This window comes from Tenacibaculum holothuriorum (assembly GCF_002120225.1).
Lineage (GTDB): Bacteria > Bacteroidota > Bacteroidia > Flavobacteriales > Flavobacteriaceae > Polaribacter > Polaribacter holothuriorum.
Map to the genome: position 1 here is coordinate 201,208 of NZ_LAPZ01000007.1, position 22,880 is coordinate 224,087.

The 22,880-nt window shown below is 30.3% G+C and carries 23 protein-coding genes; 17 read left to right on the forward strand and 6 right to left on the reverse strand.

Annotated elements, in window-relative coordinates:
* The first annotated feature begins 36 nt into the window (after positions 1-36).
* From WH52_RS10140 to WH52_RS10180, 9 genes are all read left to right on the forward strand, one after another.
* On the forward strand, positions 37-555 hold the full coding sequence (locus WH52_RS10140; protein ID WP_086030831.1) for a ferritin: 519 nt from the start codon (positions 37-39) through the stop codon (positions 553-555).
* Between the two features lie 122 nt (positions 556-677).
* A complete protein-coding gene (locus WH52_RS10145; RefSeq protein WP_086030832.1) occupies positions 678-1,505 on the forward strand; it encodes an outer membrane protein assembly factor BamD in 828 nt (275 codons plus the stop codon).
* A 3-nt stretch (positions 1,506-1,508) separates the two neighbouring features.
* Positions 1,509-1,829 (forward strand): DNA-directed RNA polymerase subunit omega, encoded by a 321-nt coding sequence (locus WH52_RS10150; protein ID WP_086030833.1) that lies wholly within the window; start codon positions 1,509-1,511, stop codon positions 1,827-1,829.
* Between the two features lie 2 nt (positions 1,830-1,831).
* A complete protein-coding gene (gene coaBC / locus WH52_RS10155) occupies positions 1,832-3,043 on the forward strand; it encodes a bifunctional phosphopantothenoylcysteine decarboxylase/phosphopantothenate--cysteine ligase CoaBC (RefSeq protein WP_086030911.1) in 1,212 nt (403 codons plus the stop codon).
* The gene (gene porD, locus WH52_RS10160) at positions 3,036-3,929 is read left to right on the forward strand and encodes a type IX secretion system protein PorD (RefSeq protein WP_086030834.1); all 894 of its coding nucleotides are present in this window, start codon (positions 3,036-3,038) and stop codon (positions 3,927-3,929) included. The genes coaBC and porD overlap by 8 nt, the downstream gene beginning before the upstream one ends.
* A gap of 70 nt (positions 3,930-3,999) precedes the next feature.
* Positions 4,000-5,652 (forward strand): DNA repair protein RecN, encoded by a 1,653-nt coding sequence (gene recN, locus WH52_RS10165; protein ID WP_086030835.1) that lies wholly within the window; start codon positions 4,000-4,002, stop codon positions 5,650-5,652.
* A 45-nt stretch (positions 5,653-5,697) separates the two neighbouring features.
* The gene (locus WH52_RS10170) at positions 5,698-6,510 is read left to right on the forward strand and encodes an enoyl-ACP reductase FabI (protein WP_086030836.1); all 813 of its coding nucleotides are present in this window, start codon (positions 5,698-5,700) and stop codon (positions 6,508-6,510) included.
* A 70-nt stretch (positions 6,511-6,580) separates the two neighbouring features.
* Positions 6,581-7,360, forward strand: a complete 780-nt coding sequence (locus WH52_RS10175; protein ID WP_086030837.1) for a DUF3050 domain-containing protein — start codon at positions 6,581-6,583, stop codon at positions 7,358-7,360.
* Positions 7,361-8,314, forward strand: a complete 954-nt coding sequence (locus WH52_RS10180) for a glycosyltransferase (RefSeq protein WP_086030838.1) — start codon at positions 7,361-7,363, stop codon at positions 8,312-8,314. It abuts the gene before it with no gap.
* 47 nt (positions 8,315-8,361) lie between these two features.
* On the opposite strand, the gene WH52_RS10185 is transcribed toward WH52_RS10180, so the two are convergent.
* The 3 genes from WH52_RS10185 to prfB all read right to left on the reverse strand — a co-directional run bounded on the left by WH52_RS10185 (position 8,362) and on the right by prfB (position 12,754).
* Positions 8,362-11,190, reverse strand: a complete 2,829-nt coding sequence (locus WH52_RS10185) for a M16 family metallopeptidase (protein ID WP_086030839.1) — start codon at positions 11,188-11,190, stop codon at positions 8,362-8,364.
* Between the two features lie 115 nt (positions 11,191-11,305).
* Positions 11,306-11,647 carry an arsenate reductase (glutaredoxin) gene (gene arsC, locus WH52_RS10190; RefSeq protein ID WP_086030840.1) on the reverse strand — a complete coding sequence of 114 codons (342 nt, stop codon included), beginning with the start codon at positions 11,645-11,647 and terminating at the stop codon, positions 11,306-11,308.
* Between the two features lie 12 nt (positions 11,648-11,659).
* Positions 11,660-12,754, reverse strand: coding sequence for a peptide chain release factor 2 (gene prfB / locus WH52_RS10195; RefSeq protein ID WP_086030841.1), 1,095 nt, complete (start codon positions 12,752-12,754; stop codon positions 11,660-11,662).
* Between the two features lie 73 nt (positions 12,755-12,827).
* Here prfB and WH52_RS10200 point away from each other — a divergent pair, with 73 nt between their 5' ends.
* Entirely contained in the window at positions 12,828-15,197 is a 2,370-nt protein-coding gene (locus WH52_RS10200) for a zinc-dependent metalloprotease (protein ID WP_086030842.1), read from the forward strand.
* A 15-nt stretch (positions 15,198-15,212) separates the two neighbouring features.
* Positions 15,213-16,235 carry a threonine aldolase family protein gene (locus WH52_RS10205; RefSeq protein ID WP_086030843.1) on the forward strand — a complete coding sequence of 341 codons (1,023 nt, stop codon included), beginning with the start codon at positions 15,213-15,215 and terminating at the stop codon, positions 16,233-16,235.
* Here WH52_RS10205 and WH52_RS10210 read toward each other — a convergent pair.
* Genes WH52_RS10210 through WH52_RS10220 form a run of 3 tightly spaced genes read right to left on the reverse strand, consistent with a single transcriptional unit; the run spans position 16,232 to position 17,890 of the window.
* Entirely contained in the window at positions 16,232-16,723 is a 492-nt protein-coding gene (locus WH52_RS10210; protein ID WP_086030844.1) for a hypothetical protein, read from the reverse strand. The two genes, WH52_RS10205 and WH52_RS10210, sit on opposite strands and share 4 nt — an antisense overlap.
* A 9-nt stretch (positions 16,724-16,732) precedes the next feature.
* A complete protein-coding gene (locus tag WH52_RS10215) occupies positions 16,733-17,389 on the reverse strand; it encodes a hypothetical protein (protein WP_086030845.1) in 657 nt (218 codons plus the stop codon).
* Positions 17,390-17,395: 6 nt separating this feature from the next.
* Positions 17,396-17,890, reverse strand: coding sequence for an RNA polymerase sigma factor (locus WH52_RS10220; protein WP_086030846.1), 495 nt, complete (start codon positions 17,888-17,890; stop codon positions 17,396-17,398).
* A 107-nt stretch (positions 17,891-17,997) separates the two neighbouring features.
* On the opposite strand from WH52_RS10220, the gene WH52_RS10225 reads away from it, so the two are divergent.
* The 6 genes from WH52_RS10225 to WH52_RS10250 are packed head-to-tail and all read left to right on the forward strand — an operon-like array spanning position 17,998 to position 22,873.
* Positions 17,998-18,900 carry a MerR family transcriptional regulator gene (locus WH52_RS10225; protein ID WP_233131549.1) on the forward strand — a complete coding sequence of 301 codons (903 nt, stop codon included), beginning with the start codon at positions 17,998-18,000 and terminating at the stop codon, positions 18,898-18,900.
* A gap of 54 nt (positions 18,901-18,954) precedes the next feature.
* Positions 18,955-20,421 carry a phytoene desaturase family protein gene (locus tag WH52_RS10230; RefSeq protein WP_086030848.1) on the forward strand — a complete coding sequence of 489 codons (1,467 nt, stop codon included), beginning with the start codon at positions 18,955-18,957 and terminating at the stop codon, positions 20,419-20,421.
* A gap of 1 nt (position 20,422) precedes the next feature.
* Positions 20,423-21,265, forward strand: a complete 843-nt coding sequence (locus WH52_RS10235; protein WP_086030849.1) for a phytoene/squalene synthase family protein — start codon at positions 20,423-20,425, stop codon at positions 21,263-21,265.
* On the forward strand, positions 21,265-21,714 hold the full coding sequence (locus WH52_RS10240; protein ID WP_086030850.1) for a sterol desaturase family protein: 450 nt from the start codon (positions 21,265-21,267) through the stop codon (positions 21,712-21,714). Before WH52_RS10235 ends, WH52_RS10240 begins: the two co-directional genes overlap by 1 nt.
* The gene (locus WH52_RS10245) at positions 21,711-22,403 is read left to right on the forward strand and encodes a lycopene cyclase domain-containing protein (RefSeq protein ID WP_233131550.1); all 693 of its coding nucleotides are present in this window, start codon (positions 21,711-21,713) and stop codon (positions 22,401-22,403) included. The genes WH52_RS10240 and WH52_RS10245 overlap by 4 nt, the downstream gene beginning before the upstream one ends.
* Complete coding sequence (locus WH52_RS10250) at positions 22,400-22,873, forward strand: TspO/MBR family protein (protein ID WP_086030851.1); 474 nt, start codon at positions 22,400-22,402, stop codon at positions 22,871-22,873. The genes WH52_RS10245 and WH52_RS10250 overlap by 4 nt, the downstream gene beginning before the upstream one ends.
* The last annotated feature ends 7 nt before the right edge of the window (positions 22,874-22,880 follow it).

Genomic DNA, 22,880 nt, shown 5'->3' on the forward strand with positions numbered 1-22,880 from the left:
GCATCTTTGTCTAAGATTTAAGATAAATACTATATAATGTTATCAAAGAAAATAGAAGAAGCTTTAAATAAGCAAATAAAAATAGAAGCAGAGTCTTCACAAGTATATTTATCAATGGCATGTTGGGCAGAAGTTCAAGGATTTGAAGGTGTAGCACAGTTTATGTATGCACATTCAGATGAAGAGCGTATGCACATGCTAAAGTTAGTGAAATTCGTAAACGAAAGAGGAGGTCACGCACAAGTTTCTGAATTAACTGCTCCTCCAACTGAATTCGGAACATTTAAAAATATGTTTCAAACATTATTTGACCATGAAGTTTTCGTTTCCAAATCAATTAACGATTTAGTACATATTACTTTAGAAGAAAGAGACTATGCAACTCATAATTTCTTACAATGGTATGTTTCTGAACAAATAGAAGAAGAAGCTTTAGCAAGAAACATTTTAGATAAGATTAATTTAATAGGAGACGATAAAGGAGGTCTATATTTATTCGATAACGATGTTAAGCAATTAGTAGGGGCAGACGCAGGTGGTAACGCGCCAATGTAAGATTAACAAACATTTAAGTTTTTGTTGCCTTTTTTGTAACAAAAATTATGGTTTATTGCAGTACACTAATTCAGTGTAAAAAATCGTTTTATAAATCCATAATTAATCCTTAATTTTGCAAAATGCAAAAAATTAAAAATTTAGCGTATTTCGTTGTTATGATAGTGATACTTACTTCATGTAGTGAGTATCAAAGAGCTTTAAATAAAGGTACTGTAGAGCAACAGTATAAAATGGCAGTAAAAATGTACGAAGCACAAAAGTACAGTAAAGCCTTACGTTTATTTGAAAAAGTTATTCCTTCTTATAGAGGTAAACCTCAAATGGAGCGTATTCAATACATGGTTGCTCAATCTAATTTAAACGAGAAAAACTATATCCAAGCAGGATATTATTTTAATCGCTTCACACAGAATTATCCAAAAAGTTCAAAGAGAGAAGAAGCAGCATTTTTATCGGCTTTAAGTTATTATAAAGCATCTCCTAGATTTAGTTTAGATCCAGTAGATACTGAAAAAGCTTTGAATCAATTTCAATCATTTATTGATCGCTATCCAGATTCTGATAAAATTGGTGAAGCCAATAAGTATTATGCAGAATTACGTTATAAGTTAGAGAAAAAAGCATTTGAAATTGCTAAAACATATTACCGTACTGCAGATTACGATTCAAGAAATTATAGAGCAGCAATACAAGCTTTCGATAATTTATTAGAAGATTACTTAGGTACTACTTTTAAAGAAGAAGCTTTGTATTATAGATTAAAAGCAGCACACGATTTTGTATTAAAAAGTACAACTCGTAGGAAAGCACAAAGAATTAAAGAAGCTATAAAAGCATACGAAAAGTTAAAAAGAAACTTTCCGGAATCTAAATTTATGGAAGATTCAAATGCTATGTTAGCAACATTACAAAAAGAGCAAAAACAATTAGAGTTAGTTAAAAGTTAAATCATGGATTATAAAGAAACGAACGCAGCAGCAAGTACTATAACGTATGACAAAGAGGCAATTGAGGCTCAAACTGATAACATTTATGAAGCAATTTCAATCATAGCTAAGAGAGCTACTCAAATTAATTCTGATTTAAAAAAAGAATTAATTGATAAGTTAGATGAATTTGCTACTTATAATGATAGTTTAGAAGAAGTTTTCGAAAACAAAGAACAAATCGAAGTTTCTAAATTCTATGAGCGTTTACCAAAGCCAACTGCAATTGCTGTTGAAGAATGGTTAAACGAAAAAGTATATTACAGACAAACAGACAAGAAATAAGAATGTCTGTACTTAGCGGTAAAAAGGTTTTATTAGGTGTAACTGCAGGTATAGCAGCATATAAAACCGCAAATTTAGTCCGTTTATTTATAAAATCAGGCGCAGAAGTTAAAGTAGTAATGACTCCTGCGTCTAAAGATTTTATTACACCACTTACCTTATCTACCTTATCTAAAAATCCAGTTCATTCTACATTTTACGATACTGAAGACGAAAATGAATTATGGAATAATCATGTAGATTTAGGACTTTGGGCAGATTTAATGATTATTGCCCCAGCTACAGCCAATACCTTATCTAAAATGACAAATGGTACTTGCGATAACTTGTTATTAGCAACGTATTTGTCAGCAAAATGCCCAGTGTATTTTGCTCCTGCAATGGATTTAGACATGTATAAACATCCATCAACGAAAGTAAGTTTAGATTCTTTACAAGAATTTGGAAATATTATGATTCCTGCAACTTCTGGTGAGTTAGCAAGTGGATTAGTTGGAGAAGGAAGAATGGCTGAACCAGAAGATATAGTGTCGTTTATTGAGAGAGACATTGTATCTAAACTACCTTTAAAAGGGAAAAAGATTTTAATTACAGCAGGCCCTACATATGAAGCAATAGACCCTGTTCGCTTTATAGGAAATCATTCCTCAGGAAAAATGGGGTTTGAAATTGCTAAAACAGCAGCCAATTTGGGAGCAGAAGTGTATTTAGTTTCTGGACCTTCTCATCAAAAAGTAACTCATTCATTAATTCACAGAATTGATGTTAAATCTGCTCAAGATATGTACAATGCATGTCATAAATACTATAACGATGTTGATGTAGCTATTTTATCGGCAGCAGTAGCAGATTATAGACCAAAAAATGTTGCGTCTCAGAAAATAAAAAAGAAAGATGCATCGTTAACTATTGAGTTAGAACCCACTCAAGATATCTTAAAATCATTAGGAGAAATTAAACAAAAGCAACTTTTGGTTGGTTTTGCTTTAGAAACAAATAATGAGGAAGAAAATGCAAAAAGTAAGATTGAAAGAAAAAATCTAGACTTAATTGTGCTAAATTCTTTAAGAGATAAAGGAGCTGGTTTTGCAACAGATACAAATAAAATTACTATTATTGATGCAGATTTTAGTAAGAAATCATTCGAGTTAAAATCGAAAAAAGAAGTATCTGAAGACATAATTAACGAAATTATACAAAAACTCAATGCGTAATTTTTTATTTGCACTATCCTTATTTTTCTTAGGAATTACTGTTCAAGCTCAAGAGCTAAATGCTTTAGTAACGATAAATTCAGATAAAGTTCAAAGTTCTAATAAACAAGTTTACAATACACTTCAAACAGCTTTAACAGAGTTTATCAATCAAACTGAGTGGACACAAAGAAAAGTAAAACCTCAAGAGCGAATAAACTGTGCTTTTACAATTATTGTAAATGAACAAAACGGAAATCAGTTCAATGCAAGTTTACAAATTCAAGCTACACGACCTGTATATAATTCAAGTTACGCAACTCCGTTATTAAACATTAACGATACCGATTTTAATTTTCAATATAACGAATTTGAACCGTTAATTTACAATCCCAATACATTCGATTCTAACTTAGTTTCTACTATTGTATTTTATGTGTATACAATTTTAGGAGTAGATGCTGATACATTTGCGAGAAAAGGAGGTGAAAGCTATTTTAAAGTTGCACAAAATGCTATGTTACAAGCTCAACAAGGAGGAGGAGCTGGATGGCAAAATCAAATAGGAAAACAAAACCGTTTTGCATTAATAGATAATTTATTATCATCAAAATTCGTAGTGTTAAGGAACATTTTATACGAGTATCATAGAAAAGGTTTTGACTTTTTTGCTGATGATAAAGCCAAAGCAAAAATGGCTATTGAAAATAGCGTAATGCAATTAGAAAGACTGCACAATATTACAGTAGGAAATTATATGATTCGAGTATTCTTAGACGCTAAAGCTGATGAAATTGTGAGTGTGTTTTCAGATGGACGACCTACATCGAATCAGCAAAGAATGGTTGAGATTTTATATAAAATTGCTCCAACATATACTGATAAGTGGAAGAAAATAAAATCATAATTTTCAGAAGTAAAACCACTTTTAGTTTTCTATAAAATTAGTACTTTTATTCTTTATTAAAGAATAGAATTTGCTTACACAATTAGCTATACAAAACTACGCGTTAATCAATCAGTTATCGATTGATTTCACTAAAGGATTATCAATAATTACAGGAGAAACCGGAGCTGGTAAATCTATTTTATTAGGTGCTTTAGGATTGGTTATGGGGAACAGAGCCGATTTATCATCTCTGAAGAATACAGAAAAAAAATGTGTAATCGAAGCCCAATTTTCTGTTGATGATTATGGTTTACAAGATTTGTTTGATTCATTAGATATCGATTATGAATCTGAAACAATTATTAGACGAGAAATACTTCCTTCAGGAAAATCGAGAGCTTTTGTAAATGATACTCCGGTAAACTTATCGGTATTAACTTCATTAAAAGTTAAGTTGTTAGATATTCATTCTCAACATCAAACAATGGAGTTGTCAGATGTGAACTTTCAATTTCATATTATTGATGTTTTAGCAAAGAATCAGACAAAAATTGCGTCCTATAAACGTGGATTAAAGAAGTATAATTCACTTAAAAAAGAGTTAGCGATTTTGTTGCAATCTCAAGATGAAGCTAAACAGCAATATGAATACAATTTGCATTTATTTAATGAATTAGAAGAAGCAAATCTTGAAATTGGAGAGCAAGAAACAATTGAAGAAAAATTAGAGAAGTTAAATAATATAGAAGACATAAAACTGAATCTTTCCGAAGCGTTACAAAAAGCTATTAGCGAAGAAATGGGAGTTCAGTCTATGTTGTATTCTCTAGAAAATAATTTGCAAAAAATAGCTTCATTTTCGAAAGAATATGAAGAACTGAGTGCTCGAATTACAAGCATAAAAATTGAATTAGATGATGTAGTTTCGGAATTAGAAAATGCAAATGAGCAAGTAGAATACAATCCGATTGAAGTAGAAGAGTTGAATGATCGTTTGCAGTTAATTTATAACCTACAAAAAAAGCACTTAGTTAGTTCTATTGAAGAATTGCAGAAAATACACGAATCACTTTCAGAAAAAGTAGCTCAAGTAGAAGATGCTGGAGAAATCTTAACTAAGAAAGAAGCAGAAATAAAAGAGGTTGAAACAAAGCTTGATGAATTAGCCAATACCATTTCTAAAGCTCGTAATAAAGTATTACCAAAGTTAAAGAAACAGCTAGAGTTTTTATTAGCTGAGTTAGGAATGCCAAATGCTCGTTTTTCATTTGAAGTTGCGTTGTCTGATAATTATTATACGAACGGTAAAGACGATTTGTTATTTCTTTTTTCAGCAAATAAAGGAGGTAATTTTGGTGAGTTAAAAAAAGTAGCTTCTGGAGGAGAATTATCAAGAATAATGCTTTCTATTAAAAAAGTATTATCAGAAAATAGCAAGTTACCTACGATTATTTTTGATGAAATTGATACAGGAGTTTCAGGAGAAGTGTCAAACAAAATTGCAGCAATCATGCAACAAATGAGTGAGAACATGCAGGTAATTACCATAACACATTTACCTCAAATAGCAGCGAAAGGAAATCAGCATTATAAAGTGTATAAAAAAGAAGTTAGTGGAGTAACAGAATCTAACTTAAAACTATTAACAGAAGAAGATAGAATTCGTGAAATTGCTGAAATGTTAAGTGGTAAAGACATTACCGAAAGCGCATTAACGCATGCCAAAGAATTATTAAATTAAAATTATATTTGCTAATCAAATAACTAAAGACTAAAAAACATAACCATGTATAATTTATTAAAAGGTAAAAAAGGAATTATTTTCGGTGCTTTAGATGAAAACTCTATTGCTTGGAAAGTTGCTGAACGTGCTCACGAAGAAGGAGCTGAGTTTGTGCTAACCAACGCGCCTATTGCAATGCGTATGGGGCAAATTAAAGAATTAGCAGAGAAAACAGGTTCTGAGATAATTCCTGCAGATGCAACTTCAATGGACGATTTAACTAATTTAGTTGAAAAATCTATGGAGATATTAGGAGGTAAAATTGATTTTGTTTTACACTCAATTGGTATGTCTGTAAACGTTCGTAAAGGTCGTCATTATACAGATTCTAAATACGATTTTACAATGAAAGGGTTCGATGTTTCTGCATTGTCTTTTCACAAAACAATGAATGTTTTATACAACAAACAAGCAATGAACGATTGGGGAAGTATCGTAGCTCTAACCTATATGGCTGCACAAAGAGTTTTTCCTGATTATAATGATATGGCAGATAATAAAGCATATTTAGAATCTATTGCTCGTAGCTTTGGGTATTTCTTCGGAAGAGATCATAAAGTTCGTGTAAATACAATTTCTCAGTCACCAACTATGACAACTGCAGGTAGTGGTGTAAAAGGATTTGATGGTTTCTTAGCATATGCCGAAAAAATGTCTCCATTAGGAAATGCGACTGCTTTAGAATGTGCAGACTATACAATTTCGTTATTCTCTGATTTAACAAGAAAAGTAACGATGCAAAACTTATTCCACGATGGAGGTTTTTCTAACATGGGAGTTAGTGATGCTGTTATGGATAAGTTTAGCGAAGAATAAACATCTTTGAAATAAAATATCTTAAAATGCAAATCGTTAGATTTGCATTTTTTATTGGAATACTTTTAAAATGAACCGAATTCAATATATAGAATCTGAATTAAAACCATTACGAAATCAACTTAAAGAGCATAAATTATACACTGTTTTAAATGAGTTAGAAGATGTAAAAACTTTTATGCAAGAACATGTTTTTGCAGTATGGGATTTTATGTCGTTGCTAAAAGCTTTACAGAAAGAATTAACTTGTGTTGGTTTACCATGGAAGCCTGTTGAAAATCCAATAACAGCACGTTTTATCAATGAAATTGTTCATGGAGAAGAAACTGATGTAAATGAGTTAGGAGAGCCTAAAAGTCATTTCGAAATGTATGTAGACGCTATGAGTCAAGTAGGAGCAGATACAATGATAGTAAATAGATTTATAGACTCAATTTCTGATATTGATAGTATTGCTGAGGAAATTAAAGGTTTACAAATAGCAGCATCAACAAAAGAGTTTGTTAACTTTACATTTGATGTCATAAAAACCAACAAACCACATATTATAGCATCAAGTTTTACTTTTGGTAGAGAAGATGTAATACCGGATATGTTTTTAGAAATTGTAAATAAAGCAGAATCTCAAGGGAACAAGAGTTATAATAAGCTTACGTATTATTTACATAGACATATTGAACTTGATGGAGATGAACACGGACCTTTAGCATTACAAATGATAGAAGAATTATGTGGTAATGACGAGCAAAAATGGAATGAAGTTTTATACTACGGAAAAAAGTCTCTTCAAAAAAGAATTGAACTTTGGAATGGAATAGCAGCATTAATTAAAGAACCAGTTTTGGTATAAATGGAATATAACTTCTCCATAATAGTACCCGTTTATAATCGTCCTCAAGAAATTGACGAATTATTAGAAAGTTTAATAAAGCAAACCTATCAAAAAACTTTCGAAATAATTATTGTTGAAGACGGTTCTAAAGATTCATCAGAAGAAATTATAAAAAAGTATTCAGATAAATTAGATATACATTATTTCTTTAAAGATAATAGTGGAGCAGGAGCTAGTAGAAATTATGGAATGCAAAGAGCAAACGGTAATTATTTTATTATCCTAGATTCAGATGTAATTGTTCCTAAACAATATTTGCAAGAAGTAGAAAAGGCATTAAACAAGAATTTCACAGATGCTTTTGGCGGACCAGATGCAGCCCATTCAAGTTTTACTTCTTTACAAAAGGCTATAAATTATTCAATGACATCAGTATTAACAACTGGTGGAATTAGAGGAAAGAAAAAAGCTGTAGGTAAGTTTCAACCACGTAGTTTTAACTTAGGGTTGTCTAAAGTTGCTTTTGAGAAAACAAATGGTTTCTCACCAATGAAAGTAGGAGAAGATATAGATTTGACTTTTCGTTTGTGGGAAAACGATTTTGAAACTCAACTAATAGAAAAAGCTTTTGTATATCATAAGCGAAGAAGCACTATAAAGCAATTTTTTAAACAAACTTTTGCTTTTGGTACTGCAAGACCTATATTAAATAAAAAATACCCCGAAACAGCTAAAATTACGTACTGGTTTCCAAGTCTATTTATTTTAGGTATTGATTTTTCAATAATTATGGCATTCTTCGGGTATACTATTTTTAGTAAACTTTACGGAGTTTACTTTCTCATATTGTTTATACATTCTCTTTTTGAAAATAAAAACTTAAAAGTAGCCTTTCTAAGTCTCGTAACTACACTTACTCAGTTTTATGGCTACGGATTAGGTTTTTTAGAATCTAAGTTTATAAAAAAATAAAAGCTCTCAAGAAATTGAGAGCTTTTAAATTATGATTTAAAATAGAATTATTTTTCTGGATTTAATACTCCTAAAATATATCCGTTAGTTAAATACTTCTTAGCCACTTTTTGAATTTCTTCTTTAGTTAAAGCATTAACTTTATTCTCATAAGAAGATAAATCTTTACCATCATTTTGTAAGTAGTCTATATTTTTAATCGTTCTTAACCAAAAACGATTTTTCTTTACATCTTCTTTATGCTCTAAAATCATTGCTTTTTTAGTTTTATCTAAGTCTTCAGAAGTTGGTCCGTTTTTAACCATGTTTTCTACTTCTTGAACTGCAATGTTTTTTAATTTTTCAACATTTTCAGGAGCACAAGGGAAACTAATTGTTAAACTATAACTTCCGTAAGGCATTTTACTTAAACTTCCGTAAGCACCAGCAGAGTATACTCCACCTTCTTTTTCACGAAGTTGTTCAGTAAGTTTAATTTTTACAGCTTCAATTAAACTTTCAAAAGCTAAAGCATCTTTTTTATTGTATTCAGCTTCTCCTCGGTAGTTAATTCTAACTTGACTCTTTGGGTCTTTACCTTTTGCAACTATTTTAGTATGAGAACCTGATAATGGTCTAAAACTACTAACTTTATACTTTTCGTTAGAGTTTTTACCTGGTAAGCTAGCAATGTATTTAGTAGCATATTCAGCAAGTTTCTTTTCATCAACATTTCCTACAAAGTAGAAGTTAAAGTCACCAGCATCAGCAAAACGTTCTTGATACTTTTTATAAGCTAAATTATAATCTGCTTTGTCATACTTTTCTGGAGTAGGGAAACCTGTATAACGAGGATTTTTACCATATACAAATTCACTCATTTCCTTTTGGAAGAAAAAGTTAGGACTTGCTAATAAATTACCTAAAAACCCTTTTTGTTTGTTTACAAACGATTTAAAAGCACTTTCATCTTTATTTAAAGCAGTAAAATATAAATGAACCATTTCAAATAAAGTTTCTAAATCTTTAGGAGAAGCGTTACCTCTAAATCCTTCACTATAAGTCCCTATAAAAGGATTTACACGAACAATTTTACCCATCATCATTTTTGATAAATCATTAAGTTTAAAATTATTCACTCCTGCTTGACTTAAAGCTCCATTAGCAAATGAAGTTGCTTTTGCTTCCTCATCAGTATATAATGAAGTACCACCAAAACTAAATGCTTCAAATAAAATTTCATCGTTCTTAAAATCAGTTTTCTTATAAGTAACTTTAGCACCATTACTTAAAACAAATGTTTTAGTACCTAAGTCTTTATTTTCTGTAACCTTAATGATAGATCCAGGAGTTGGAGCTTTTGTAATCAAAGAAGAAGCTACTTCTACATCTTCATAAGGTTTTAAATCTTTAGTTTTAGCAGAATTTAAAGCATCGATAACTTGTTGTTCTGTAACAACTTTTTTAGGTCCAGTAATAACAACAACACGATTGTCATCATGTAAATAATTTTTAATAATTTTATTTACATCGTCTAATTTTATAGTTGGTAATAATCTTTGATTTACTTTGTATTCCCATTCAATACCAGGAATAGGCTCTTGTTCTAAATAGTTATTAACGTACTCTCCAATAATTCTGTTAGATTCTGTTTTATCTTTATTCTTAAAAGATTTTTCTAAACGAGCTATTACATTCTTCTTAGCACGCTCTAATTCACCTGGAGTAAATCCATATCTTTTTACTCGTTCATTTTCGTCTAATAAAGCTTGTAAACCAGATAATTGACCATCAGCACTTGTACCAGCTATAGATTGATATGCGTTTTTACCTCTAGCCCAAGTACCTCCATGATAACTAAAACCATATACAAAAGGTGGTTTTTCAGCATTTCTTAACTCATCTAAACGGTTATTTAACATTTGAGTAAATAAAGATTTAACCATAGAGTTACGATAGTCTCCTAAAGTAACAACTGGTTTAGCTGCATCATGATCTTTGTACATAACTTGTACTCTAGAAAAAGGAGCTTCTTTATCTGCTTCAATAGCAATAAAAGTTTCTTTATGGTTTTTTAAAGGAGCAACAACTCTTTTACGTGGATTTTTTACAGCTGGAATATGAGCAAAATGTGCTTTAATTTTTTCTTCTAATTTAGCAACATCAACATCTCCTACAGCAATTACTGCCATTAAATCTGGGCGATACCAATCTTTATGAAAACGACGGATACTTTCGTGTTTAAAGTTTTCTAGATTTTCTTTGGTACCAATAGGAAGTCTTTCTGCATATTTAGAACCGTGCATTACTTTAGGTAAGTATTTTTGCAACATACGGCTACCAGCATCTCTACGAGAACGGTATTCTTCTAAAACAACACCACGTTCTTCGTCAATATCTTTACCTTCTAATAAAGCTCCATGAGCCCAATCTTCTAAAATCTGAAACCCTTTTTCTAATTTAGCTTCATCATCACTAGGTATTGGTAAGATGTATACAGTTTCATCAAAACCTGTATAAGCGTTTAAGTGAGCACCAAACTTAACTCCAATAGACTGTAAATAATCAACTAATTCATTCTTTTTAAAGTTTTTGGTTCCATTAAAATTCATGTGCTCCATAAAGTGAGCTAACCCTAATTGATCATCGTCTTCTAAAATAGAACCAGCATTTACAGCTAAACGAAGTTCAACTTTATTTGCAGGCTTTGCATTTTTTTTGATGTAATACGTTAATCCGTTTGAAAGTTTACCGATTTTAACTGAAGGGTCGGTTGGAATTTTCATAGCAGCTATTTTTCCTTTTCTAGCTGCGGTTTGCATTTTTTGTTTGGTCATTTGTGCATGACCTGAAGAGACTAATAGGGCCAAAGAAATCCCTAAGACTAGTTTTTTCATAGTAAATTAAATTTTGATTGCGTTGCTAATTTACTACATAAAATATTATAACTATAGTTTTAGTTGTTAAATAGTGTTAATAAAAAAAGAGATTCCTTATGAATCTCTTTTTTTATTATATAATCGAAGAAATATTTTCTGGAGGACGACCTACAATAGCTTTGTCATTATTAATAACTATTGGACGCTCTATTAATTTAGGATTGTTAACCATAGCCTCGATAATTTCACTATCAGAAAGTTCTTTTCCTTTAAATTCTTCTTTCCATATTTTCTCGTTCTTTCTAACTAGTTCAATAGGAGAGATGTTTAATAACTTGATAATGTCAGTTAATTCCTTTGTTGTAGGAACAGTATCTAAATATTTTATAATTTCGAATTCTCTTCCCGAATTTTCTAAAATAGCGACTCCTTGACGAGATTTAGAACAACGTGGGTTATGGTATATTTTTATCATTTTTCTTTAGTTTTAGTTGTCTTTTTGCCCCATCATCATTAAATACGATTTTAAGAAGGCATTTATATCTCCGTTCATAACAGCATCAACATTTCCTGTTTCATGAGTTGTACGAACGTCTTTAACCAGCTTATATGGGTGCATTACATAGTTTCGTATTTGACTTCCCCATTCGTTTTTCATCTTATTGGCTTCAATTTCTTCACGAGCAGCCAAACGTTTTTGTAACTCAATTTCATATAATTGAGACTTTAACATTTGTAATGCAGTAGCTCTATTATCGTGTTGAGAACGAGAATTTGAACATTGAATTTGTATTCCACTAGGTTTGTGTAATAATTGAACTTTGGTTTCAACTTTATTTACATTTTGTCCACCAGCTCCACTAGAACGCGCCGTAGTGATTTCTATATCAGCAGGATTAATATCTATTTCAATGGAATCATCTGCAACAGGATACACATAAACAGAAGAGAAGGAAGTGTGCCTTTTAGCATTACTGTCAAAAGGTGAAATTCTTACCAAACGATGTACTCCATTTTCTCCTTTTAACCAACCGAAGGCATAATCACCTTCAATTTCAAGAGTAACAGTTTTTATACCTGCGCTATCTCCTGCTTGATAGTTAAGTGTTTTAAGTTTAAAACCTTGTTTTTCTGCCCACATTGTGTACATTCTAAATAACATTTCTGTCCAGTCACAACTTTCTGTTCCACCTGCACCAGCAGTAATTTGTATAACAGCACTTAAGTTATCTCCTTCATCAGAAAGCATGTTTTTAAACTCAATATCTTCTAAGAATGAAATTGCTTTATTATGTTGTTCTTCAACTTCATTTTCATCTACATCTCCTTCTTTATAAAAGTCATATAAAACAACTAAGTCGTCATTTAAATCGACAATAGTATTATAGTCTTCGACCCATTTCTTTTTTAATCGTAACGATTTCATTAAAACTTCAGCTTCTTTCGGATTGTTCCAAAAGTTTGGATCTGCAGTTTTTTCTTCTTCATTAGAAATTTCAATTAACTTTTTCTCAATGTCTAAGTAGTCTTTTAACTTTTGGACTCTTTCAGATATATTTTTTAATTGTTCTTGTGTAATCATAATCGATGCAAAAATAATCTAAAAAAAAGATTTACTATTTTTATTCTCGTTTTAATCTAACCAAATTTTTAAGATGAAAAAATATGCATCCTTTTTACTGTTTTTTATTGTTCAGTTATCACTTTATTCACAGTTTTTTGAAGGAAAAAAAGGAATAACCAAATACGAAGGTTTTTTCAATTTTTATTATGATGAAAATACTGATAAACTTTTTTTAGAAATAGATAAACTAGATACCGAGTTTTTATATGTTCATGCACTTTCAGAAGGAGTTGGTTCTAATGATATTGGCTTAGATAGAGGGCAATTAGGCGGAGGTGAAGTTGTGTTTTTTAAAAAAGCTGGAAATAAGCTTTTACTAATTCAACCGAATCAAGATTACAGAGCAATAACCAATAATAAAGAAGAAAAACAATCGGTAAAAGAAGCCTTTGCAAAATCGGTATTGTATGGTTTTGTTATTAAAGAACAAAATGGGAATTCATTTTTAATTGATATTACCGATTTCCTATTGAATGATACTCATGATGTTTCGGGTAGATTACAGCAAAACAAACAAGGAAGTTACAGAGTCGATAAAAATAGAAGTGCAGTAAACATGCAAAGAACCAAAAGTTTTCCTAAAAACGTTGAGTTTGATATGTTGTTAACTTTTTCAGGAAAACCAAAAGGATATAATATTAGAAGTGTAACACCTAATGCAAAATTTGTAACTGTTCATCAACATCATTCTTTTGTAGCGTTACCAGATAATAATTATAAAACAAGAAGGTATGATCCTCGTTGTGGTTCTTGGCAAACTACTTATATGGATTATGCAACACCAGTAGATGAATCAATTGTAAAACGTTTTATAACAAGACATCGATTGGAGAAGAAAAATCCGGAAGCAAAAATTAGTGAAGCTAAAGAACCTATTATTTATTATTTAGATAGAGGAACTCCTGAGCCTATTCGCTCAGCATTATTAGATGGCGCAAGATGGTGGAATCAAGCTTTTGAAGCTATTGGATATAAGGATGCTTTTCAAGTTAAAATATTACCAGAAAATGCAGATCCGTTAGATGTTCGCTACAATATGATTCAATGGGTACATAGATCTACTAGAGGATGGAGTTATGGAGGAAGTATTACCGATCCAAGAACCGGTGAAATTATTAAAGGTCATGTAAGTTTAGGATCGCTAAGAATACGACAAGATTTTTTAATAGCACAAGCTTTGCAAGCGCCATATAAAAATGGAAGAACAGATGATAAGTTTGCGTTAGAAATGGCTTTGGCAAGAATTAGACAATTATCTGCTCACGAAGTAGGGCACACTTTAGGTTTTGCTCATAATTTTGCTGCAAGTACAAACAATAGAGCATCGGTAATGGATTATCCACATCCGCAGTTGTCTTTAAAAAATGGGGAAATAGACTTTTCAAAAGCATACGCAGTTGGAATTGGAGAATGGGATAAAGTTACGGTTGCTTATGCTTATCAAGATTTTGTGAGTGATGAAGAAAATCAGTTAGAAAATATTTTAGATAACGCTTTTTCGAAAGGATTACGTTTTATATCTGATCAAGATGCACGACCAAAAGGAAGTGCTCATGCGTATGCTCATTTATGGGATAATGGAACATCAGCTTATAAAGAATTAGAAAACATTTTAGCTATTAGAAAGAAAGCAATAGCAAGTTTTTCAAAAGATAATATAAAGAGTAAAACTCCATATTCAGTTTTAGAAGATGTATTTGTTCCGTTGTATTTTTTCCATAGATATCAAACAGATGCTACTTCAAAATTAATTGGAGGATTGGATTATACTTACGCAGTAAAAGGACAAAAAGAACTTATTGTAAAACGAGTTAATGGAGCAACTGAAAGAAAAGCATTAACATCATTACTAAAAACAATTGATGTTAAAGAATTGGAAATTCCAAAAAGATTATTAGCAATGTTTCCACCAAGAGCTTATGGTTATTCTAGAACGAGAGAAAGTTTTAAGAGTAAAACAGGTGTAGCTTTTGATTCGTATGGAGCTGTACAAACAGCCAGCAATTTTACATTGAGTTTTTTATTACATCCAGACAGAGCTAATAGATTGGTTCAGCATAAAAGTTTAGATGAAAATCAATTAGGATTCGAAGAAATGATAGATACTCTTCTTAAAGTTTCTTTTGAAAAAAAGCATAAAGATGCATATTATCAATCATTACAAGAAGTAATAAATACTGAAGTTTTAAATGCTATGTTTACATTAGCAATGGATAAAAATATTTACATTCAAGTTAAAAGAATACTTAATAATAAATTAAACGAATTAGTAAATAAAGGTATTAATGATATTTATGTAGAAATGATTACTAATTTCAAAAAGAACCCATCTAAATATATAAAAGAATCGGTACCAAAAATTCCAGATGGTTCACCAATAGGAACAGATTATAAACACTAATTATTGAAAGAATAAATGATAATAAATTTAATATCAGATACAGTTACCAAACCAACACCAGAAATGTTGGAAGTAATGATGAGTGCCAAAGTTGGGGATGATGTTTTTAATGCAGATCCAACTGTAAATGAACTACAAGAAAAAGTAGCTAAAATGTTTAATAAAGAAGCTGCTTTATTCTTTCCTTCGGGGACAATGGCAAATCAAGCAGCCATAAAATTACATACACAACCAGGAGATAGAATGTTTTGTGATAAATGGGCGCATGTTTATAATTATGAAGGAGGAGGAGCAGCGTTCAACTCAGGAGTCACCTCGCATTTAATAGATGGTGATAGAGGTATGTTTACTGCAAATCAATTAAAAGAAGCTGTATCGGGTAGAGCAGATATTCACGTTCCTTTTAATAGATTGGTATGTATTGAAAATACGACTAATAAAGGAGGAGGAGCTTGTTGGAATTTTGAAGAGTTAAAAAAGATTCAAGAAGTAACACAGCATAATAATTTAGCTTATCATTTAGATGGAGCAAGGTTGTTTAATGCTTTAGTTGCTAAGCAAGAAACAACGCAACAATATGGTGATTTGTTTGACACAATTTCAATTTGCTTATCCAAAGGATTGGGAGCACCAGTTGGTTCTGTTTTAGTAGGAAGCAAACAAGATATGAATAAAGCGCTAAGAGTTCGTAAACTTTTTGGAGGAGGAATGCGACAAGCTGGTTATTTAGCAGCAGCAGGAATGTATGCTCTAGAAAACCAAGTGAATCGATTAGAAGAAGATCATAAAAAAGCCAAGGAAATAGGTGAGGTTTTAGCATCTTGTTCGTACGTTAAAAAAGTTGAACCTATAGAAACTAATATTGTTATTTTTTATGTAGATGATTCTATTGATCCGATGGAATTTATAAAGAAAATGGAAGAAAAGGATATTCTGTTAATTTCAATGGGGCAAGGAAAAATACGTATTGTGACGCATTTAGATTATACTCAACCAATGCATGAAAAATTATTAGAAGAATTAAGAAGCTTCCTTTAAAAAAATACTCGAATAACAGGAGAAATGGCAGAGGCGTATATGCTTCTGCTATTTTTATATAAAACATCGTAACGAATTCCAATAGAAGCCCAACCTTGTCTGTATGCTAATCCTAAGTATAAAGCAGGGTAATTGTAATTATCTGTTACATTATTAATTTTTCGATTAACAAAAAGTTGTTCAAACTCACTAGAGAGCTGAATATTAGTGCTAGGTATGTTATAAAAAGAAATCAAACTTCCTCCGTAAACATTAGCACTATTACCGCTTCTTGAATTATGTAAATAGTTAAGCCCTAAGCCTAAAGAAACACCATTTTCAAAATCGTAAATAGCAGAAGGAGAAATAGCAATTGTGGTAGAAGTACCAAAACCTAATCCCAATCCACCACCAAAACGAACATTATCCCAAAACTTAGTTTCAGTTTCCTGAGAGAGTAGATTTAAACTAACTAGGAGCAACGATATAAATAGTAGTACTCTTTTCATTAGTATAAGTTAAGAATTATCATCTAATTTAACTAATTCTTGATAATTTTTATTTAACCTTTTAATTAAAGAGCCATATACAATTTTATAGAATAACCATAAAATTAAAAACATGAAACTAAGTATAAATACCATAGCTACTATAAGAGAAACTAATAGTTGAGTTTTATTAGCTATAGAAGTATTAATACCATGATTATTATAATATTGAATTAGCCCATCTAAGTCAGAAAAAACAAAACACATTACCACAATATTTGCTAAAATCAAATAACCTAAGTTGAAGTATACATAATATTGAACAGTCTTTCGAGTATTAAGTATTTTTGCAATTAAGCTTTTGGTATTGTCAGATATTGAAATTGATTTGTAGTTTTTATAAAAGAGAACTAAAAATAATATAATGGCTAAATAGTGTAGGTATATACTTAATGTTACAATTGTGTTTAAATGTAATTCTTCATATATATCACCATAAGAAGAACCCGTAAAGAATATGTTAATAGTAGCCCAAAAAATTAATTCTAGAATACCAATTATAAATATCTTTTTTACGATAGATGACGATTTTGAATGCGCCATCTTATAAATATCAACTTTAGAAACCTTATTAGTTTCTTCTGACTGATTGTCCCAAGCTTTTTTATATCCGTCTAATAAATCCATATAATATTATGGGTTTAATACTTTTTTTAATTTATCCTTTGCTCTGTTCATTTTAACACGAGCATTTACTTCACTAATACCTAATGTTTCAGAAATTTCACGGTAAGGTTTGTCTTCTAAATACAAAAAGATAAGAGCTTTATCAATATCATTCAACTTGTGAATAGCTTTATAGAGTGCTTTTAATTGTTGTTCTTCAGTATCGTCATAATCATGAGATTGAATTTTAAAAGCTACATCACTAATGTCTTGTGTTTTTATAGATCTCGAAGATTTTCTATACAGAGAAATAGCAGTATTTAATGCAACTCTATACATCCAAGTACTAAATTTTGCATCTCCTCTAAACTTGCTATAATTCTTCCAAAGTTGAATTGTAATTTCCTGAAATAAATCGTTATGAGCGTCTTGATTAGACGTGTAAATTCTACAAACCTTATGAACAATATTTTGGTTTTGTTCGAAATCGTTTAAAAATTGCTGTTCTTGTTTGGTTTGCACTCGGTTGATTTATTTCTTTCCACTATAAGTGTTCCAAAAATACATTTTGTTACAAAAAAATGCTATTTTTATTTAAAGTTGTATATTTGTTTATATAGAATAGTATTTTGTTAAACAATTATATAAAAACAGATTTTACAATTAAGGACCTTGAAAACATTACAGGAATCAAGGCTCATACTATTCGTATTTGGGAGAAACGCTATAACTTATTACAACCTCAGAGAACTTCAGGGAATATTAGATATTATGATGATAAAAGCTTACAAAAGCTTTTAAACGTTGCATTACTGAATAAAAATAATCTTAAAATTTCTAAGATAGCCCAATTATCTGAAGATGGAATTATTTTAAAAGCACGTGAATTGGCATTGCGATATGCTGTAAATGATGAAGCCATTAATTCATTAAAAATGGCAATGTTTCAATTTAATACAAGCTTATTTAATCTAACTTATAATCAACTTTTAGTAAGAAAATCGTTTAAAGATGTTTTTAAAGATGTATTCATTCCTTTTCTAGAACATATTGGTTTATTATGGCAAACTGATACTTTAACACCAGCTCACGAACATTTTATTTCAAACTTAATAGCACAAAAAATTCACCTTAATATTGAAAAATTAGCATTAAGCGAACCTACAAAAACTAACACCATTTTTGTATTGTACTTGCCCGAAAACGAAGTACATGAATTAGGTTTGTTATATGTTAATTACGAGTTATTGTTAAGAGGTTACAAAACAATTTATTTAGGTCAGAGCGTACCTTTAAATAATCTTGGTCATTTATTTAAGTTACACGACCATATTTCGTTTGTAACAAGCTTTACAATCTATCCATTAGACGAAAAGCTTGATAGTTATTTAAAACAGGCAGAAGAGTTGTTGGCTAATAAGGAATACGATTTTTATTGCTTAGGAAGAAAGGTCGATTTAATAGATATTTCTAAGTATTCTTCTGACTTTAAATTCTTTACTTCTTCTATAGAGATGTTAAATGAACTATAATTTTTTTTTAACAATCTCAAATTGTTTAATTAATTTGTATATTTGTTAAACAAAATGAAAAAAACAATTCACATAATAGGTTCGGGTTTCTCTTCTTTAGCTGCATCTTGTTATTTAGCCAAAGCAGGATATGATGTTGTAGTTTTTGAAAAGAATGATAATATAGGTGGGAGAGCAAGACAATTAAAAGTAAACGGATTTACTTTTGACATGGGACCAACTTGGTATTGGATGCCAGATGTATTCGAAAAATTCTTTGCAGATTTTGGTAAAAAACCATCTGATTATTATCAATTAGAAAAATTAGACCCAGCATATCAAGTATATTTTGGTAAAGAAGATTCACTAACTATTTCAGGAAATTTAAATGAAATTTTAGAACTTTTTGAAAAAGAAGAAAAAGGAAGTGCAAAACATTTACAGCGTTTTTTAAATACAGCAAAAGGTAATTACGATGTGGCTGTTAAGAATTTAGTGTATAAACCAGGAATTTCACCTTTAGAGCTTATAACACCAGAAACGATTGTAAGATTACACCATGTTTTTGGAAATATCAGGAAGCAGGTAAGTAAAAGTATTAAGAATAAAAAGCTGCTAAAAATACTTGAGTTTCCTGTATTGTTTTTAGGGGCTAAACCTCAAAATACACCAGCATTATACAACTTTATGAATTGGGCTGACTTCGGTTTGGGCACTTGGCATCCTAAAGGAGGAATGTATAAAGTAGTAGAAGGAATGGTAAACTTAGCTACAGATTTGGGAGTAGAATTTGTAACAAATGCTACTGTAGAAGAAATTGTTGTTAATGAAGTGGGAGAAGCAATTGGTATAATGATAAACGATAAGTTTTTGTCTGCCGATATTGTTCTAAGTGGAGCAGATTATCATCATACAGAAACTTTAATACCGAACGTATACAGACAATATTCAGAAAAATATTGGACTAAAAAAACATTTGCTCCGTCATCATTATTATTTTATGTAGGGTTTGATAAAAAACTTAAAAGTGTTTGTCATCATACTTTATTTTTTGATACTGAATTTGATGTGCATGCAGTTTCAATTTACGATACTCCTGAGTGGCCAAAAGAACCATTGTTTTATGCTAGTTTTCCTTCAATAACAGATAATAGTTTTGCACCAAAAGGCAAAGAAGCTGCCACCTTTTTAATTCCATTAGCTCCAGGTATTGAAGATACAAATGAAATTAGAGAGTATTATTTTAATATGATTATTGAAAGATTAGAGAAACTAACACAACAATCTGTAAAAGAAAATATTATCTTTAAGGAAAGTTTTTGTGTTAACGACTTTATAAACGATTACAATTCGTATAAAGGAAACGCATATGGGTTAGCAAACACACTTACTCAAACAGCTTTTCTTAGACCAAAAATTAAAAGTAAAAAAGTAAAGAATTTGTTCTTTACAGGTCAATTAACGGTTCCAGGACCGGGTGTTCCTCCCGCATTAATTTCGGGTAAAATAGCTTCAGATTTAATAATAAAATTTAATCGTTAACATGAAACAATTATTTGATGAGGTTTCTTATTCGTGTAGTAGATTAGTAACTCAAAAGTACAGTACATCATTTTCGTTAGCTACTAAAATGTTGTCAAAAAAAATCAGATCAGGAATTTATAATATTTATGGTTTCGTAAGATTTGCTGATGAAATTGTAGACTCTTTTCACGATTATGATAAAGAAGGATTATTAGCAAAATTCGAAAAAGAATATTTTTTATCGAAACATATTGGTATAAGCTTAAACCCGATTATGAATTCATTTATTCATACGGTAAAAAAATACAATATTTCTGATGAGTTAGTGCAAGCTTTCTTAAAAAGTATGAAAGCAGATTTGTCTAAGACCGAATATCAAACAAAAGAAGAATACGAAGAATATATTTATGGTTCTGCAGATGTTGTTGGGCTTATGTGTTTAAAGGTTTTTGTTAACGGAAATAAAGAAAAGTATAACGAGTTAAAAGATGCTGCGCAACGATTGGGTTCAGCTTTTCAGAAGGTAAATTTCTTAAGAGATTTAAAAGACGATTACCAAGAATTAAACAGGTCATATTTTCCGAATGTTAATTTTGGAAATCTAGATGAGAAATCGAAACAAGATATTATTGAAGATATAGAAAGAGACTTTGAGTACGCTTTTAAAAATGGGATTTTAAAATTACCAGTGGAGGCAAAATTTGGGGTATACATGGCGTATAGATATTATAAAAGATTACTCAAAAAACTAAAAGCAGTACACTATTCTAAAATAATGGAAACTAGAGTTAGAATATCCAATCCAATGAAAATTAATTTATTGGCTAGGAGTTATGTAAAGTATAAACTAAACCTAATTTGATGCTATTTATTATAGTTACCATACTAACATTTATTGTAATGGAAGGTATTACTTGGTGTACACATAAATATGTGATGCATGGTTTTGGTTGGTATTTACATGAAGATCATCATCAACCAGGATATCCACATGTTTTTGAAAAAAATGATGCCTTTTTTGTAGTATTTGCCATACCAAGTATGTTGTTGTTTTTCTTTGGAATACGACCAGAACTTAACTTTTTATTTTTTATCGGTTTAGGAATTTTATGTTACGGAATCGCCTATTTCTTAATTCACGACGTATTAATTCACAGAAGATTTAAGTGGTTCGACAAAACGAATAATTGGTATTTAAAAGGATTACGAAAAGCACATAAAGTACATCATAAACATTTAGGAAAAGAAGAAGGAGAATGTTTTGGTATGTTGTTCGTGCCTTTTAAATATTTTAAAGCATATAGAAAGTGAATCATTATTTATATCTAATATTAAATTTAGGTAGTTTAAGTATTCCATTGTTATATAGTTTTTTAGAAAAGAAATTTCATTTCATTCAATATTTTAAAATTGCGTTTATAAGTATTGTTTTAGTGGCATTTCCTTTCTTAATTTGGGATGGAATATTTACTGCAGAAGGCGTTTGGGGATTTAATTCCGATTATTTTTTAGGTGCAAAAATTTTTAAAATGCCTATTGAAGAATGGCTGTTTTTTTTCTGTATTCCTTATGCATGTTTGTTTACGCATGAAGTTTTAAAGTATTACTTGCCTAATTTTAAATTATCAAAATCAGTAACTATTCTAATTAGTATACTATTGTTATTAATTGTTTTTTTCTTATTGATTTTCAATTTTGGAAAGTGGTATACAACAGTAAATTTTCTGTTTTTTCTTGTATTGGTATTGTATGGTTTAAAGAACCATTTAACAACATTACAAGAATACTTACCAAGTTTTATAGTGATTTTAATTCCGTTTTTTATAGTAAACGGAATATTAACAGGAAGCTTTATTGAAAGTCCTGTGGTTTGGTATAATAACAATGAAAATTTAGGATTTCGCTTATTTACGATACCGTTCGAAGATGTTTTTTACGCGTTTAATCTATTGTTTTCAATTCAATTAATATTCAATTATTTAAAGCAGCAACAGTTTTGAAAGAAAATAAATACATACGATTTATCATTTTTTTAATTGCTAACTTTTTAGCCTTAGCAATAGGAGTTTGGTTAATGAACGACGGACCGAGAACTGATTGGTATCTATCATTAAACAAAGCCCCGTGGACTCCTGCAAATTGGGTTTTTGGAGCAGCTTGGACAACCATTATGTTATTATTCGCTTTTTATATGACAAAGTTGAGTTTTCAATATGAATTTTTAGCACAGAAAATATTGATATTATACGTTGTACAATGGTTATTAAATGTAGGTTGGAATTACTTTTTCTTCAATCAACATTTAGTTTTAGTTGGGGTAATTTCAATAACACTATTATGGCTGTTAATTGGTTATTTTACTTTCGAACATATCAAAAAAATAAAATGGTACACAATATTCATCTTACCTTATTTAGTTTGGATGACCATAGCTACTAGTTTAAATGCATATATTTTATTCAATAACTAAAACGGAT